17 protein-coding genes are annotated in these 16,362 nt (G+C 61.9%); 10 read left to right on the forward strand and 7 right to left on the reverse strand.

The annotated features are described in order from the left end of the window. Positions 1-321 precede the first annotated feature (321 nt). The 7 genes from ACSSU5_RS23875 to paaY form a co-directional block, all read right to left on the reverse strand. Positions 322-2,712, reverse strand: coding sequence for a TonB-dependent receptor (locus ACSSU5_RS23875; RefSeq protein WP_492561358.1), 2,391 nt, complete (start codon positions 2,710-2,712; stop codon positions 322-324). A gap of 114 nt (positions 2,713-2,826) precedes the next feature. After that, a complete protein-coding gene (locus ACSSU5_RS23880; protein WP_492560005.1) occupies positions 2,827-3,675 on the reverse strand; it encodes a FecR family protein in 849 nt (282 codons plus the stop codon). Further along, complete coding sequence (locus ACSSU5_RS23885; RefSeq protein ID WP_264313341.1) at positions 3,672-4,193, reverse strand: RNA polymerase sigma factor; 522 nt, start codon at positions 4,191-4,193, stop codon at positions 3,672-3,674. The genes ACSSU5_RS23880 and ACSSU5_RS23885 overlap by 4 nt, the downstream gene beginning before the upstream one ends. A gap of 88 nt (positions 4,194-4,281) precedes the next feature. Beyond that, complete coding sequence (locus ACSSU5_RS23890) at positions 4,282-4,866, reverse strand: type II toxin-antitoxin system HipA family toxin (protein WP_492560006.1); 585 nt, start codon at positions 4,864-4,866, stop codon at positions 4,282-4,284. 57 nt (positions 4,867-4,923) lie between these two features. Then, positions 4,924-5,121, reverse strand: coding sequence for a hypothetical protein (locus tag ACSSU5_RS23895; RefSeq protein ID WP_492560007.1), 198 nt, complete (start codon positions 5,119-5,121; stop codon positions 4,924-4,926). A gap of 247 nt (positions 5,122-5,368) precedes the next feature. Continuing rightward, a complete protein-coding gene (gene paaX, locus ACSSU5_RS23900) occupies positions 5,369-6,292 on the reverse strand; it encodes a phenylacetic acid degradation operon negative regulatory protein PaaX (protein ID WP_492560008.1) in 924 nt (307 codons plus the stop codon). A gap of 77 nt (positions 6,293-6,369) precedes the next feature. Continuing rightward, positions 6,370-6,969: a phenylacetic acid degradation protein PaaY gene (gene paaY, locus ACSSU5_RS23905; RefSeq protein WP_492560009.1), complete on the reverse strand. Its 600-nt coding sequence runs from the start codon at positions 6,967-6,969 to the stop codon at positions 6,370-6,372. A 354-nt stretch (positions 6,970-7,323) separates the two neighbouring features. On the opposite strand from paaY, the gene paaF reads away from it, so the two are divergent. From paaF to paaD, 10 genes are all read left to right on the forward strand, one after another. Continuing rightward, positions 7,324-8,097, forward strand: coding sequence for a 2,3-dehydroadipyl-CoA hydratase PaaF (gene paaF, locus ACSSU5_RS23910; RefSeq protein ID WP_492560010.1), 774 nt, complete (start codon positions 7,324-7,326; stop codon positions 8,095-8,097). Positions 8,098-8,131: 34 nt separating this feature from the next. Beyond that, positions 8,132-8,923 carry a 2-(1,2-epoxy-1,2-dihydrophenyl)acetyl-CoA isomerase PaaG gene (gene paaG / locus ACSSU5_RS23915; RefSeq protein WP_264313335.1) on the forward strand — a complete coding sequence of 264 codons (792 nt, stop codon included), beginning with the start codon at positions 8,132-8,134 and terminating at the stop codon, positions 8,921-8,923. 2 nt (positions 8,924-8,925) lie between these two features. Beyond that, the gene (paaH, locus tag ACSSU5_RS23920; protein WP_492560011.1) at positions 8,926-10,443 is read left to right on the forward strand and encodes a 3-hydroxyacyl-CoA dehydrogenase PaaH; all 1,518 of its coding nucleotides are present in this window, start codon (positions 8,926-8,928) and stop codon (positions 10,441-10,443) included. After that, complete coding sequence (gene paaI, locus ACSSU5_RS23925; protein WP_492560012.1) at positions 10,436-10,876, forward strand: hydroxyphenylacetyl-CoA thioesterase PaaI; 441 nt, start codon at positions 10,436-10,438, stop codon at positions 10,874-10,876. The genes paaH and paaI overlap by 8 nt, the downstream gene beginning before the upstream one ends. Then, a complete protein-coding gene (gene pcaF / locus ACSSU5_RS23930; RefSeq protein ID WP_264313332.1) occupies positions 10,869-12,089 on the forward strand; it encodes a 3-oxoadipyl-CoA thiolase in 1,221 nt (406 codons plus the stop codon). The genes paaI and pcaF overlap by 8 nt, the downstream gene beginning before the upstream one ends. A gap of 111 nt (positions 12,090-12,200) precedes the next feature. Continuing rightward, positions 12,201-13,520 carry a phenylacetate--CoA ligase PaaK gene (gene paaK, locus ACSSU5_RS23935; RefSeq protein WP_264313331.1) on the forward strand — a complete coding sequence of 440 codons (1,320 nt, stop codon included), beginning with the start codon at positions 12,201-12,203 and terminating at the stop codon, positions 13,518-13,520. 256 nt (positions 13,521-13,776) lie between these two features. Further along, the gene (gene paaA / locus ACSSU5_RS23940; protein WP_264313330.1) at positions 13,777-14,766 is read left to right on the forward strand and encodes a 1,2-phenylacetyl-CoA epoxidase subunit PaaA; all 990 of its coding nucleotides are present in this window, start codon (positions 13,777-13,779) and stop codon (positions 14,764-14,766) included. Positions 14,767-14,791: 25 nt separating this feature from the next. Next, positions 14,792-15,073, forward strand: a complete 282-nt coding sequence (paaB, locus tag ACSSU5_RS23945) for a 1,2-phenylacetyl-CoA epoxidase subunit PaaB (protein WP_004374528.1) — start codon at positions 14,792-14,794, stop codon at positions 15,071-15,073. Positions 15,074-15,081: 8 nt separating this feature from the next. Continuing rightward, entirely contained in the window at positions 15,082-15,840 is a 759-nt protein-coding gene (gene paaC, locus ACSSU5_RS23950) for a 1,2-phenylacetyl-CoA epoxidase subunit PaaC (RefSeq protein WP_264313329.1), read from the forward strand. Next, positions 15,827-16,360, forward strand: coding sequence for a 1,2-phenylacetyl-CoA epoxidase subunit PaaD (gene paaD, locus ACSSU5_RS23955; RefSeq protein ID WP_264313328.1), 534 nt, complete (start codon positions 15,827-15,829; stop codon positions 16,358-16,360). Before paaC ends, paaD begins: the two co-directional genes overlap by 14 nt. Positions 16,361-16,362 lie beyond the last annotated feature (2 nt).

Raw genomic sequence — 16,362 nt, forward strand, 5'->3', positions numbered from 1 at the left:
CTATGAAGGCGAGTGCGAACAGCTCACGTGCAGCGGTCTTAAACCCTCCAGGACGCATTGGAGGGGGCCATTCTCCCAGCACTTGCCGCTGTCGTCCGTCATGATGTTCACCAGATCAGTGTCATGGCGCGTGTAGCGTCGTTCGTCTACCAGCGTGCTGTTCAGCGTATAGTACAGAGGCTTAGTATATGTACTTGGCGGCCTTATCAGCTGTAGCCCACAAATTACCTGCTCTTGCCCTTCTTAGTATAGTGAGCAGATCCTGTCTCTGAATATTTAGTTTAGTTATGTTTCGGCGGTATTAAAGATAGCCCTGCGGGCTCACCATTGATGAGTATAACTTGCTGTAATCACGGCCCCTGGCGCGGGCAAGTGGCTGGTATTGTTGCTGTTACGCATGAGTTGACTGTACAGCGGATAATAGTACCGATTGAACAGGTTCTGTACGCCTACGCTGATCTGATCGCCTCCACTCAGCTGGTACTGGCTGATGACATCCACCGTGGTGTAGCCATCCACCTTGCGCCTGCCAAAACTTTCCGTGCCATTGAGGCGGTAGTCCTCTGCGCCGAAGTAAGTCGCCTGCACGCGATGGCTCCAGTCTTCGTCAGGTTTGTACTGCAGATAAGCCGTCAGTTTCAGCGGCGGAACACGGTAGCCCGTCATATCTTGCCAATCGCCGCCGTCCGGTTGCTCGCGGCCTTTCATCCAGGTAAAGCTCCCCCCTACCCCCCAACGCTCGTCACGGGTCAACCAGTCGGCACTCCCCTCCACGCCGTAGATACGTTCCTGGGTGCGCGTCAGAATCAGGCCATTATTGAAGCTTTGCACATCACCCAACTTGGACGTGGTATAGAAGATGGCCAGCGATGCCAGGGTTTGCTCACCCAGATCACCGCGCCAACCGAGTTCGTAGTTATTGGTTTTGACCGGCTCGAGATTGGAAGCCCCCACATCGAAGCCGCGGCGCGCGTTGCGCAGTTGCACGCCAATGTCCGGCAACTGGAAGCCTTGGCTGAAGGCGGCATATACCGCCTGCCCGCTGACGGGTGAATACGTCAGGCTGATGTTGGAAAGCACCGCATCGTAATGCACCTTGCCGCCTTCCACGGTGGCTGGGGTCGTGGCAGTCGATTCGGACAGAGGAACAAAGTCCCCGTATTCGGCGGTGGCGTATTCATAACGCACGCCGCCTTCCATGGACCACTGCTCTGTGAAGCGGTGCTGCAATTGTGCAAATGCGCCTACGCTGCGGGACGTCAGGTCAGGCATGTAGGTCAACTTGCCGATCTTGTTGAAAACGGTTCCGCCACTGGCGTCGAATGCCCGCGGATCGAAGATGTCGATGGGCATGTCGCTGCGCTCCTGGTTGAAGTCGCCACCCCATAACAGTTCGGTATCTGCGGCGCCTATCGGGGTTCGCAGGGTAATCCGGCTACCCAGGACTTCACTGTTCTGCATGACTTGATCGACATTGCGCCCACGTGTGGCCACGCCACGCGCGTCGAATGGCGTGAACCGGGTGAAATAGTCGCGATAGTAGAGCTGGGCGTTGAGGGTGCCCCCGAACACTTCTGTGTGGCCGTATTCAAGATTCACCAAGGTGTTCTTGATCTGGTTCTGCTCGTCGAGTGACAACCCGGACAACGGTTGCGCGGGTACGGAACCCGGCGGCAGTCGGCTGACCGATGGGTCGGCGGTATAGTCGCTGTCCTGCTCGGCGTTGTAGTGGCTTAGCGAAAGCTGAATACGTTGCAGCTCATCGATGCGCCACCCAAACTTCCCGCCAACGTTGTAGGTGTTGGCGTCGAACAGGTCTCCTTGGCTGGGCTCGGGCGCAATACGATGCCCCCTGGCATCGTAAGAGGCGCCGATATGACGTGCGCCGAAATCGAATGCGTAATCCAGGGCGCCTTGCGAGCCGGCAACATGATGCTGCAACTGCCCTCCCAGGCCGTCGCTGTCCAGTTGGCTCAAGGGTGAAACACCCGTCAATGTGGTCTCGGCCATGGCTTCGCCGCCAGCAGGCCGTGTGGTGATGGAGATGATCCCGCCCGTTGCGCCGGCGCCATAGATAGCGCTGCTGCCACGAATCACCTCGATGCGCTCGATCAATGCCGGGTCGATATTGGCCAGGTTTCGCGAAGAGTCACGGTTGGTGTTCAGTGGCACGCCATCGACCAACACCAGCATCGTGCGGCCACGCAGGGTTTGCCCATAGTCGGTGATGGTTCGACTTGAATCGGCCATCCCCGGGATACTCTTGGCCAGCAGCGTTGCCAAACCATCAGAGCCCTGACGCAGTTGCTGCAGTTGCTCTCGTTCGATCACATTCACTTGTCGTGCCTGTGGTACCACATTGCTGGAAAGCCGAGAGGACGTGATTTCAGTACCTGCCAGTTCTATGGCGCTGCTTGTCGCAGCCGGCCCGTTGCCTGCCACCGCATCGCCAGACGGCAGGACGATGAATGTCCGCGCATCACGTGCCTTGACGACCAGCCCGCTGTGTTCAAGCACATGCCCCAGAGCCTGCTGCAGCGTGTAACGCCCGTGCAGTGCCGGCGCCTGCTTGCCCGCCGTCAAGTCACTGGAAAACAGCACTTGAGAGCCTGCCTGGCGAGCCACTGCATTCAGCGAGCTTTCCAGCGTTAACGCGGGAACATTGAATTCGACAACCATCGACGCTTGCGCGAAAGCCCCTTGGCTGGCCATCAGGGTGCTGGTCAAAATCGACACGTGCCAAGGTGCACGCAGGAAGAGCTGACTCACTTTTATTCTCCAGAAGAGGGGGTACTGAGTGATAGCCGCTTCTCAGCGCACGCAACCCTACCTCGTTGGAGAATTATTTTTTGCGCCGCGGGAGTGAATGCGTACGGTTGAGCCTTCCGTGGTCAGCGTCACCGGAAGAATGTCGGGCAGCAGTGCCAGCAGGGTTTCGGCCTGATCGGTACTGAAAACCCCTGAAACCGGTAAGCGCCCTACTTCCGGGCCGATCAGCTCGATCGGTTGGGCGTAATAGCGTTGAAGTGCCGCAACGACTTCTTCCAGCGGCGTGCCGGCGAACACCCACCGGCTTTTTTGCCATGCGGTTGCATCTTCGGCAATGCCCGCGACGACTTCATCCGGGATGCCGTGATGGACGAGCAACTGCTGCCCTGCCTGAAGCTGCGAGGTTCGGTCCAAGGCCCGCCCTTTGACTTCCACCTTGCCTTGCGCAACGCTCACGCGGACGTCGTCAGCGTACTTGTTGACGTTGAATCGCGTGCCGACCACACGTATATTCGCGTTGCCTGCATCGACCAAAAACGGTCGATAGAGCATGGGCGAAACGTCGAATAGTGCCTGACCGCGCACCAACACCACTTGCCGGCTGAGCAAATGCCAGCTCACGCGCACCTCACTGCCCCCGTCCAGCTTGATCCGGCTGCCATCGGCCAACTGCACTGACTGCCGCTGCCCAATCAGCGTGACAAAGTGCTCGTTACGGTACGCAGGGTTCTTCCACGCCACACCCGCGACCAGAGCCAACAATACAAGCGAGACTGCCTTGCCGCGAGTTCGGGGTTTTCTGGCAGGTGCTGGCTCGGGTAAAGGGAAGCGCCGCTTCAGGTCCTCGCGACATGTGGCCAGCGCTTCATCGACTTCGGCATTGTCTTCAGTGCGTGGACGGCTCACGGCGCCACCTCGGTTTGCAGGTATTCACGGCAAGCGATCATACCTACACGCAAATGCTTTTCTACCGTTTTCAGGGAGATGCCCAGCCGCTCGGCGACTTCGGCCTGCGGTATCTCGTGCAGCTTGTGCATGATGAATACTGCCTGGCAGCGAGGTGGCAAGTGGGAAATGGCAGCAGCCAGCCTGTCCAGCGTCTTCGCGGCGTCGACCTGGCGCTCCTGGGATGCGGTGTTGCAGGCGACTTCGGGCAGCTCCGCCAGCGTGACGATCAAACTGCTCCGCCGACGCTCGCGACGGCAATACGAGATGGCATTATCGTGAGCGATCTTGCGCAATAGCGCCAAGGGCTGACGCACCCCTTCTCGCTCGTCATTCTCCAGCAACTGAACGCAAAGGTCGTGAACGACTTCGCGCGCGAAAACCCGTTCACCGAAGCGTCGGCGTACATGATCGACCAGGTCGTCGTAATGACGGATCAAGGTGGCGAGCAAAGAGGGTTTTGGAGGGTCTGCCTGCACGATAGCGATAACAGAGAGGGAATGAGATGCAAGTATAAATGGGAATGCATGTCATTAGAAAGCGGTGTTACCTGCCGTCTCCCTACCCTTAGCTGAGCATACGCACCGAGCTCACCGCAGCAACCGCCATCTCCAGATCGCTCCCCGCCAGCAGCTGCGCGTAATGCGCCTTCAGTTCGTGCTCCCACCCCGCCACTTCCGCCAGCAGATGCTCGGCATGCTCGCGCGTCAGGGCAAAGTGGGCGTGATGGCTGAGCAGATTTGCGCGGCTGATCTGGCTGCCCTCTCGGCCAACCGCCATGGCCAACGTCTGTGCGGGCCCTTCTTCAAGCATGGGCAGCACATCGTACATGGGCGACAGGCGCCACCCGCCGTCAAGCCAGATCACCGCATGGTTGCGCGGATGATCGCCGGAGTTGCCGACCAGGGCGTTGTAGCACATGCGTTTGAACAGCTCCTGCAGATCGGCATCGGGCACACCCCGACGGCGCATTTCATCGGCCACGGCGGCATAGCGCCAATCTCGATGATGCGCCCCGTTCCACTCCGAATCCAGCAAGGTCAGCGCACTGAGCATAGGGATGCGCCGGGCGCCCTGCGCGATGGGCGTGCGGTCGAAACGTTCGATCAGCAAGGTCGAGGGGGTTTCGGCATGCAGCGCGGTTTTTGCCACGTTCAAGCCCTTCCCCGCCGCAAAGGTCATGCAGGCGTATTCAATCGAAGGCAGGTCCTAATGGTCGAAGCGATCACGCGGCTTGGCCAGAATCAGCATGCCGTTATCCTGCAACGTACGTTTTGGCCGTGCGCCGCCCAGGGCGGAACGCTGTTGGCGCACGTTGAGGGTTGCCACCGACTCGGCGTCGAGCTGGCCGTCATACACCGCCTCACATGCGGCAACGAATTTCGCCAGGCCTTTCAAGGTTGGCACCGCGCCATCGCCAAGGCCGGGAGCAGGCGTTGTTCGGTGACTTGAGCAGGAAGTCGAGGGTGCCAAGCTCCTTGCCGTAAGCCCGGTGCAGCAATCTTTCGCCCCAGCCATCAGGCATGGCGTCCTTGACCAAAAGGCCGATTTTACGGAGCGTATCGGCGCAAGCGACTGAGAAATAGGTCGTCATAATACTCACCCAGGTGAGCATTAGACAGGATAAGGCTCACCTGGGTGAACCTTAAAATACCTAGGCAAGACCACCAAATCGCTTGTAGAAGCTTTCATTCACATCAGGCAATGGGCCGTCAGCCGTTTCGAGTGCACTGTTCAACCACTCTTCGGCCTTGGCAAACACCAGGCGATAGAGGTTGCGACACAGCTGGCGTGCTGCCCTGCCCTCCCAATCCCCAGGCAGCAACTCATCGGGCAACTGCGGGTCACGCAACAGCAGCCGGCGGTACTCATGAATCAAGAGCGTGCGCGCCAGGAAGCAATCCTGGGCATCGAGTTGCGGCTGCTCTTTAAGACCCTGCCATAACGGCCTGAACAGCTGGATGAATTCACTGTACTGCTGCCCCAACTCATCGATACGCCAGCTCTCGCGCACTTGCGCGCGCATGGCCTTGGAGGCGAGCACTTCCTGGGTGTGCGTTTCAAACACGATACTGTCGTCACTGGCTTCCAGCTCGCGCAAAGTCGCAGCCAAATCGGCGCGGTCAGCGCGTGGGCACCCCATCACGTTGGGCGCCATCACGCCGAAGCCCTGCCACTCCAGCTCTTCACGCAGGGCTTTACGCTTGCCAGCCTCCAGTTGCGACAGCAGCACCAGGGTCCAGGTACCATCCCATGCGGGTTGGCTGGGGCTGTAGACACGTTTGAAGGCTTTTTCGAAGCGCCGACGGCCAGTCCCGGTAAGGCTGTAATAGCTGCGTCGGCCGACCTTTTCGGCGGTCAGCCAGCCTTCTTTGGTCAAGCGGAAGATCGAGGTGCGGATCAGCCGTTCGTTGATGCCAATCGGCTCCAGCAGGTTGATCAGGCTGCCCAACCACACCGTGCCACCATGCGGTTCGATGGCATCGCCGTACAGGGTGATGATCAGCGAGCTGGCGCGGATCGGCGTCTGTTCCTGAAAACGAGTGATCAGGTTGTTCAGTGGGGCAAGATTGCTCATGGAGGAACTGTGCGCGGGGAAAGCCCCGACTATACCCGCGCGGCGGGTCACCTGGCCATTGCGTGACGCTGACAGGCTCATGCCGGGGCCTTGCCTTTGGGCCTGATGCCAGAGTCACCCATGCGCGGGCGGCCAGGCTCGGCCTCGGCCAGCGGCGGGCACTCGACCAGTGCAGTCATGCAGCGCTGGGTCAGGTGCTGGTACTCGGCAGTGCCGCGCTGCTTCCAGGCCAGTTCTTGGTCTGTGAGTGGGCGCTTGACCTGCGCCGGGGAGCCCACCACCAGGCTTTGTTCGGCGCATTCGAACCCCGCCTTGACGAATGCCGTGGCGGCAACGATGCAGCGCGGCGCAACGTGGGCACCGTCCATGACCACTGCGTTCATGCCAATCAGGGCATCTTCCCCCACCCGGCATCCATGCAGCACCGCACCGTGGCCAACATGCCCGTTGCGCTCGATGACCGTGTCGCCTCCCGGAAAACCATGCATCACGCAGGTGTCCTGCAGGTTGGCGCCTTCCTCCAGCACGATGCGGCCAAAGTCGCCCCTTAGTGAAGCCAGCGGGCCGACGTAACAGCGAGGGCCAACGATGACATCGCCGATCAGCACCGCGCTCGGGTGTACATAGGCGGAGGGATGAACCACGGGCGTCAGGCCGTCTAGCCGGTAGCAAGGCATGGCAAAGCTCCTGAAATGATTTGAAATGTGAAGTCAACTTGTATCATAAAAATTATGATCGTCAATCTTGAGTTCAACTGTATCGCTTTAGCGTTGTGCATATCTGCGTGTAAATCTGCTAGAAAACAGCGTAAATCGTGAAGATTAATCGTTAAATCACGAATCTGAATCAGCAATGAGTTTTGCGGCTCCCCGACAAAAGGGATACGTCAAACATTTTTGTATGTTGATTTTGTGTATCACGTAAGGCATATACTGTTGGCACCTGGGCGTGGGGCAGCCGTCGCCCCTGCAAACAATTCCAAGAAATGCCGGCCAATCGATGTGCCGTGCGTGCAGCCAGAGGAACCCGTTATGCCTCGTTATCTCGATGCGCAGGCGCCGGAACACGGCGTACGGCTCATTACCCTGCAACGGCCAGAAGCGCTTAACGCCCTGTGCACCGAACTGCTGGTGGAGCTAGCCACCGAACTGGACGCCGCCGAGCGCGATGATCAGACCTTCGCCGTGGTGATCACCGGCAACCGCAAGGCATTCGCTGCCGGTGCCGACATTCGCGAGATGGCCGAACGCGATCTGGTCGGCATCCTCAATGACCCTCGTGTCGCCTGTTGGCAAACAATCGCAGCCTTCTCCAAGCCCCTGATCGCCGCCGTGAACGGCTACGCCCTGGGTGGCGGTTGCGAGCTGATGATGTGCGCCGACATTGTCATCGCCGCTACCGATGCCCGTTTCGGTCAGCCGGAGATCAACCTTGGCATCATCCCCGGGGCTGGCGGTACCCAGCGTCTGATCCGCGCCGTGGGCAAGCCGCTGGCGATGCAGATGGTGCTCACCGGTGAAGCCATCACTGCCCAGCACGCCTTGCAAGCCGGCCTGATCAGTGAAGTCACCCAGCCGGAACTGACTGTCGAGCGCGCCTTGCAAGTGGCCCGCAGTGTCGCTGCCAAAGCGCCGCTGGCGGTACGCCTGGCCAAAGAGGCGCTGCTCAAGGCCGGTGATATCGACCTTGCCAGTGGCCTGCGTTTCGAGCGCCACGCGTTCACCCTGCTCGCCGGTACCGCTGACCGCGACGAGGGTATCCGCGCCTTTCAGGAAAAGCGCCAGGCCCGGTTCAAAGGCCGCTGATCACCTTCCCATCGACTGACCAAGCGAGTCTGCCATGACCTTCGAACACATCCTGTTTTCCATCGAGGACGGCGTTGCCCTCCTGTCACTGAACCGCCCGGAGCAGCTGAACAGCTTCAATACGGCCATGCACCTGGAAGTGCGCGAAGCATTGAAGCAAGTACGCCAGAGCAACCAAGCGCGGGTGTTGCTGCTGACCGGTGAAGGCCGCGGCTTCTGCGCGGGCCAGGACCTGTCCGATCGCAATGTCGCCCCAGGGGCGCAGCTGCCTGACTTGGGCGAATCCATCGAAAAGTTCTACAACCCGCTGGTGCGCACCTTGCGCGATTTGCCGCTGCCGGTGGTCTGTGCGGTCAACGGCGTGGCTGCGGGCGCCGGTGCGAACATACCGCTGGCCTGCGACCTGGTGCTGGCCGCCCGTTCGGCCAGCTTCATCCAGGCCTTCTGCAAGATCGGCCTGGTCCCGGATTCAGGCGGCACCTGGCTGCTGCCACGACTGGTCGGCATGGCGCGGGCCAAGGCGCTGGCCATGCTGGGTGAACGCCTCACGGCCGAACAGGCTCAGCAATGGGGGCTGATCCACCGCGTGGTCGACGATGCCGCGCTACGCGACGAAGCCCTCACCCTCGCCCGCCATCTTGCCAGCCAGCCAACCTATGGCCTGGCCCTGATCAAACGCAGCCTCAACGCCAGTTTTGACAACGGTTTCGACCAACAACTGGAGCTGGAACGTGACCTGCAGCGCCTGGCCGGCCGCAGCGAGGACTACCGCGAAGGCGTGAGCGCCTTCATGAGCAAGCGCACACCTGCGTTCAAGGGGCGTTGATCATGAGCGCACTTGACCGCAACACCCAGGTGGCCGTGATCGGTGCGGGCGCCATGGGTGCTGGTATCGCTCAGGTGGCCGCGCAGGCCGGCCACCCGGTGAAACTCTACGACAACCGCCCAGGTGCCGCTGCCCAGGCCGTCGCGGGCATCGACCGTCAGCTCGCCCGCCTGGTAGAAAAAGGCAAGCTGCCAGCGGGGGAGCGTGAAGCGATCATCGCGCGCCTGTGCCCAGTGGACACCCTCGACACGCTGGCCGATGCCCGCTTGGTCATCGAGGCCATTATTGAAAACCTGCCAGTGAAGCAGGCCCTGTTTCACGAGCTTGAAGCGCTGTGCGCGGACGACTGCATCCTGGCCAGCAACACCTCGTCGCTGTCGATCACCAGCCTGGCCGCTGGCTTGAAGCGGCCACAGCAAGTGGTTGGCATGCATTTTTTCAACCCGGCACCGCTGATGGCCCTGGTCGAGGTGGTTTCGGGCCTGGCTACCGCCCCCGCCGTCGCCACCTGCCTTTACGACACCGCCAGTGCCTGGGGCAAACAACCCGTGCACGCCCGTTCAACGCCGGGCTTTATCGTCAACCGTGTCGCCCGGCCGTTCTATGCCGAAAGCCTGCGCCTGTTGCAGGAAGGTGCGGCCGATTGCGCCACCCTGGATGCACTGTTGCGCGACGCCGGTGGCTTTCGCATGGGGGCGTTCGAGCTCACCGACCTGATCGGCCATGACGTCAACTATGCCGTTACCTGTTCGGTATTCGAGGCGTTCTATGGCGATTTTCGCTTCCAGCCCTCGCTGGTGCAGAAGGAGCTGGTGGATGCCGGGCGTCTCGGCCGAAAAACCGGCCAAGGCTTCTATAGCTACGCCGAGGGCGCCGAGCGCCCGCTGCCGGCAGAACTGCACAGCACGGCGCAGCCTGAAGGCTGTGTGGCCGAGGGGCACCTGGGCGTCATGCAGCCCTTGGTCGAGCGCTTGCGCCACAGTGGCATCACCGTGACCGAGCGTGCCGGCAGCGGCGTGATCCAGGTGGGCGATGCCACCCTGGCACTTTCCGATGGCCGCCTGGCTACCCAGCGTGCGCGCGAGGAGGGTCTGCGCAACCTGGTGCTGGTTGACCTGGCCCTGGACTACAGCAAGGCATCGCGAATTGCCATCAGCTGGTCTGCCGATACCACAAGCGACGCCCGGGATCACGCTGTCGGCTTGTTACAGCGCGCCGGGCTGAAAGTGACCGCAGTTGCCGACCTGCCCGGGCTGGTAGTCCTGCGTACTGTCGCGATGCTGGCTAACGAAGCAGCCGATGCCGTCTTGCAAGGCGTTGCTTGCGCCACCGATATCGACCTGGCCATGCGTGCAGGCGTGAACTACCCCTGCGGCCCATTGGCCTGGGCCACACGCATCGGCATTTCCCAGACCTTGCGTGTACTCGACAACCTACAAAGCAGCTACGGCGAGAGCCGCTATCGCCCTTCCCTGCTGTTGCGCCGCTGCGAAGCCCAAGGAGGCAATCTGCATGAATGAGGTCGAGCTGGCACACGCCTGTGCCGATGCGATGTTTTCCCGCGATCAGGCTACCCAGGGGCTGGGCATCAGCCTGCTTGAGGCTGGCCCTGGCCGGGCTTGCCTGCGCATGCCGGTACGCGCCGACATGATCCAAGGCCACGGCACCTGCCACGGCGGCTTCCTCTTTGCCCTGGCCGATTCGGCCTTTGCCTTTGCCTGCAACAGTTACGACCAGGCCACCGTGGCCCTGGGCTGCAGCATCGATTACCTGGCGCCGGCGCTGCGCGACGATGTGCTGACCGCCACGGCCAGCGAAGTCAGCCGCAAAGGGCGTACCGGCCTGTATGACGTACGCATCGAGAACCAGCACGGTGAGCTGGTGGCGGTGTTCCATGGCAAATCCTACAAAGTACGCGGCACGGTGCTCGCGCAGGAGACACAAGATGAATGAACACACCCTGGCCGATGCGCTGATCATCGACGCCGTGCGCACGCCGATCGGTCGCTACGCCGGCGCCTTGAGCAGCGTACGGCCCGACGACCTGGCCGCTATCCCGCTCAAGGCCCTGATCGCGCGTCACCCGGAGTTGGACTGGGCCGCAGTGGACGATGTGATCCTCGGTTGCGCCAACCAGGCCGGTGAAGACAACCGCAACGTCGCCCACATGGCCAGCCTGCTAGCGGGCCTGCCGATCGAGGTGCCGGGCACCACCATCAACCGCCTTTGCGGCTCTGGCATGGACGCCATCGGCAACGCTGCGCGCGCCCTGCGCTGCGGTGAAGCCGGGCTGATGCTGGCCGGTGGCGTGGAGTCGATGTCGCGGGCGCCGTTCGTCATGGGCAAGTCGGAACACGCCTTTGGCCGCGCGGCCGAACTGTTCGACACCACCATTGGCTGGCGCTTCGTCAACCCGTTGATGAAGGCCGAACATGGCACCGATTCGATGCCCGAGACGGCGGAAAACGTCGCCGCCAGGTTCGGTATCTCCCGCGAAGACCAGGACACCTTCGCCCTGCGCAGCCAGCACAAGGCCGCCGCCGCCCAGGCCCGAGGCCGCCTGGCACGGGAAATCGTGCCGGTCGAGATCCCGCAGCGCAAAGGCCCGGCCAAGCGGGTCGAGCATGACGAACACCCGCGCGGCGACACCACGCTGGAGCAACTGGCCAAGCTGGGCACGCCGTTCCGTGAGGGTGGCAGCGTTACGGCTGGCAATGCATCCGGTGTCAACGATGGCGCGTGTGCGCTGCTGCTGGCCAGCCCGGCAGCGGCCCGTCGGCATGGCCTCAAGGCCCGAGGCCGGATTGTCGGCATGGCTGTGGCCGGGGTCGAGCCGCGCATCATGGGCATCGGCCCGGTACCGGCAACCCGCAAGGTCCTCGAACTCACCGGGTTGTCACTGGCCGACATGGACGTCATCGAGCTCAACGAAGCCTTCGCCGCCCAAGGCCTGGCGGTATTGCGCGAGCTGGGCCTGGCCGACGACGACAAACGGGTCAACCCGAACGGCGGCGCCATTGCCTTGGGGCATCCGCTGGGCATGAGTGGCGCGCGCCTGGTCACCACCGCACTGCACGAACTGGAAGAAACCGCCGGCCGCTACGCCCTGTGCACCATGTGCATCGGGGTTGGCCAAGGCATCGCCATGGTCATCGAGCGCCTCTGACCAACGGCTTGTTACCGAACACAACGCAGCCGGTTATGCTGCGCCCATGACACTCACGGTCCGGCTGCGAACCAGCGCCGGCCGGCGTACAAGAACAATTCGAGTGAAGCCATGAACATGTACCATGATGCCGATCGTGCCCTGCTTGACCCTATGGAAACCGCCAGTGTCGATGCCTTGCGCCAGCACCAGTTGGAGCGCCTGCGCTGGAGCCTGAAGCACGCCTACGACAACGTGCCGCTGTACCGCAAGCGTTTCGACGAATGCGGCGCCCACCCCGATGACCTCAAGTCGCTCGAAGACCTGGCCAAGTTCCCCTTCACCGGCAAGAACGACCTGCGTGACAACTACCCGTACGGCATGTTTGCCGTGCCCCAGGAAGAAGTCGTGCGCCTGCATGCCTCCAGCGGCACTACGGGCAAGCCAACCGTGGTCGGCTATACCCAGAACGATATCGACACCTGGGCCAACGTGGTCGCCCGTTCGATCCGCGCGGGCGGTGGGCGCAAAGGCGACAAGGTGCATGTTTCGTACGGTTATGGCCTGTTTACCGGCGGCCTCGGCGCGCATTATGGCGCCGAGCGGCTGGGTTGCACGGTCATACCCATGTCCGGTGGCCAAACCGAGAAGCAGGTGCAGCTGATCCGCGACTTCCAGCCCGACATCATCATGGTCACGCCCTCCTACATGCTCAACCTGGCCGACGAGATCGAGCGCCAGGGCATCGACCCGCACGACCTCAAGCTGCGCCTGGGCATCTTCGGCGCCGAGCCCTGGACCGACGAGCTACGGCGCTCCATCGAGCAGCGCCTGGGCATCCAGGCCCTCGACATCTATGGCCTGTCGGAAATCATGGGGCCGGGCGTGGCGATGGAGTGCATCGAAACCAAGGACGGCCCGACCATCTGGGAAGACCACTTCTACCCCGAGATCATCGACCCAGTCACCGGCGAGGTGCTGCCGGACGGGCAACTGGGCGAGCTGGTGTTCACCTCGCTGAGCAAGGAAGCCCTGCCAATGGTGCGCTACCGAACCCGCGACCTGACCCGCCTGCTGCCGGGCACCGCGCGGCCGATGCGGCGGATCGGCAAGATCACCGGGCGCAGTGACGACATGCTGATCATTCGTGGGGTCAATGTGTTCCCGACTCAGATCGAAGAGCAGGTGCTAAAAATAAAACAGCTTTCAGAGCTGTATGAGATTCATCTGTATCGCAATGGCAACCTGGACAGCGTTGAGGTGCATGTGGAGTTGCGTGGCGAATGCCAGGCGATGGATGAGGGCCAGCGCAAGCTGCTCATCGGTGAATTGACCAAGCAGATCAAGACCTACATCGGCATCAGCACCCAGGTGCGGCTGCAGCCTTGCGGTACGCTCAAGCGTTCTGAAGGCAAGGCTTGCCATGTGTACGACAAACGGTTGGCCAGCTGATTTTTCAGCTGCCTTTTGCAGCCCCGGCTCAGCCCGGGGCTTTTTTTTGCGTTGAATCTGAAGGCCTCTTCGCGGGACAAGCCCGCTCCCACAGATCTCTCGGCAAGCCTGAGATCACATGAATCCTGTGGGAGCGGGCTTGTCCCGCGAAAAGGCCAGCATGTGATACACAAAACTCATTCGATACACATAAAACAGTTTGACGTTATGTTTTGTATCGCTTACAAATGACTCATGCCTTAGCAGGAGTCGGAACATGTACGCACAGCTAGTGGAAACCGGAGTCAAACGCGTCAAGTCGCTGGACGAGATGTCGCCCGAAGAACGCAACTTCCAGGAAAAGATCGACGCCGAGATCAAGATCGAAGCCAAGAACTGGATGCCCGAGGCCTACCGCCAGACCCTGATCCGGCAGATCTCCCAGCACGCCCACTCGGAAATCGTCGGCATGCTGCCCGAGGGCAACTGGGTCACCCGCGCCCCGAGCCTGAAGCGCAAACTGCAGCTGATGGCCAAGATTCAGGACGAAGCCGGCCACGGCCTGTACCTGTACAGCGCCATGGAAACCCTCGGCGCCGACCGCGACGAAGAAATCGCCAAGCTGCACAGCGGCAAGGCCAAGTACTCAAGCATCTTCAACTACCCGACCCTGAGCTGGGCCGACATGGGCGCAGTGGGCTGGCTGGTCGATGGCGCCGCGATCGTCAACCAGGTGGTGCTGCAGCGCACCTCCTACGGCCCCTACTCCCGCGCCATGATCCGCATCTGCAAGGAAGAGAGCTTCCACCAGCGCCAGGGCTACGAGCTGCTGCTGACCATGATGCGCCAGGGTACCCAGGCACAGAAGGACATGGTCCAGGACGCCATCAACCGCCTGTGGTGGCCGTCGTTGATGATGTTTGGCCCCAGTGACGAGCACTCCCCCAACAGCGCCCAGTCGATGGCCTGGAAGATCAAGCGCCAGACCAACGATGAACTGCGCCAGCGCTTCATCGACCAGACCGTGCCACAGCTCGAACTGCTCGGCTGCACCGCGCCCGACCCGCACCTGAAGTGGAACGAAGCCCGCGGCCACTACGATTTCGGCGAAATCCAGTGGGACGAGTTCTACGAAGTCATCAAGGGCAACGGCCCGTGCAACCTGGAACGTGTCGCCACCCGGCGCAAGGCCATCGAGGACGGTGCCTGGGTACGCGAGGCCGCCGTGGCCTATGCGCGCAAGCAACAGAACAAGAACGCCGCCTAAGCGGCGATTGATGCGGAGATCGAAAATGTCTGTCTGGACCCTCTACGAAGTGTTCGTGCGCAGCAAGCACGGCCTGAACCACAAGCATGTCGGCAGCGTACATGCCGCCGATGCCGCCATGGCCATCGAGAATGCCCGTGAGCTGTACACCCGCCGCAGCGAAGGCGTGAGCCTGTGGGTGGTGCCTTCGGCGCTGATCACCGCCTCCTCCCCTGACGAGAAAGACCCGCTGTTTGCCCCCTCGGACGACAAGGTCTACCGCCACGCCAGCTTCTACGAACTGCCCGACGAAGTCGGACACATGTGAGGTTGGCCATGCATAACGAAGCGCTTATCCCCTACTTGCTGCTCCTGGGCGACAGTGCCCTGGTGCAGGGCCAGCGGCTCTGTGAATGGTGCGGCCATGCGCCGGCCATCGAAGAAGAACTGGCCTTGATGAATGTCGGTCTCGACCTGGTCGGCCAAGCCCGCAACTGGCTGGAGTACGCCGCCGAGCTGCTCGACGACGGCCGTGATGCCGATGCCCTGGCATTTCGCCGTGACGAACGTGCCTACCGCAACCTGCTGCTGGTCGAGCAACCCAATGGCGACTTCGCCGTGACCATGACCAAGCAATTTTTTTACGACGCCTGGCATTTCGCGGTGCTGCAGGGCCTGGCCGCGTCCAGCGATGAGCGTATCGCCGGCATTGCCGCCAAGGCGCTCAAAGAGGTCACTTATCACCTGCGTCGCTCCGGCGAGTGGGTGCAGCGCCTGGGCGGCGGTACCGACGAAAGTCGTCGCCGCATGCTCGACGCGATCCCGGCGCTGTGGCGCTTCACTGTCGAATTGACAGCGGGCAGTGACAACGAAGTTCGTCTGGCCGAGGCCGGCATCGCTGCCGACCCGCACAGCGTCGGCGCAGCCTGGCTCAAGCAGGTGTCAGCAATTTTCGATTCGGTCGAACTGCCGCTCCCCAAAGCGGCCAGCCATTTCTACCTGGACAGTCGCAAAGGCCTGCACACCGAGCACCTGGGGCTGTTGCTGGCCGAAATGCAGTTCCTGCCACGGGCCTACCCCGATGCAACCTGGTGAGCTGATCGCCAGCGACCTCGGCGCCCGCGCGGCCCGTGGCGACGACCTGGCCCGGGCGTGGGCGGTGCTGGAGCAGGTCATGGACCCGGAAGTGCCGGTGGTCAGCGTGGTCGACCTCGGCATCGTCCGCGACCTGGACTGGCGCGCCGGCCACCTGCACCTGGTGGTCACGCCGACCTACTCCGGTTGCCCGGCGACCGAGGTGATCGAGGCCGACATCCGTGACGCGCTGCAACAGGCCGGTTTTGCTGCCCCTGCTGTGGAGCGGCGCTTGACCCCGGCCTGGAGCACCGACTGGATCAGCGACCTGGGTCGCCAGCGTTTGCGGGCTTACGGTATCGCGCCACCCGAGGGCAGCACCAGCAAGCGCAGCCTGCTCGGCGAGGCGCCCCAGGTGTGCTGCCCGCAGTGCGGCAGTGCACACACCGAGTTGCTCAGCCAGTTCGGCTCCACGGCCTGCAAGGCGCTGTACCGCTGTCGCGAGTGCCTGGAGCCGTTCGATTATTTCAAATGCATTTGAGC

It is taken from the genome of Pseudomonas sp. E1MeOHC2, assembly GCF_058745025.1.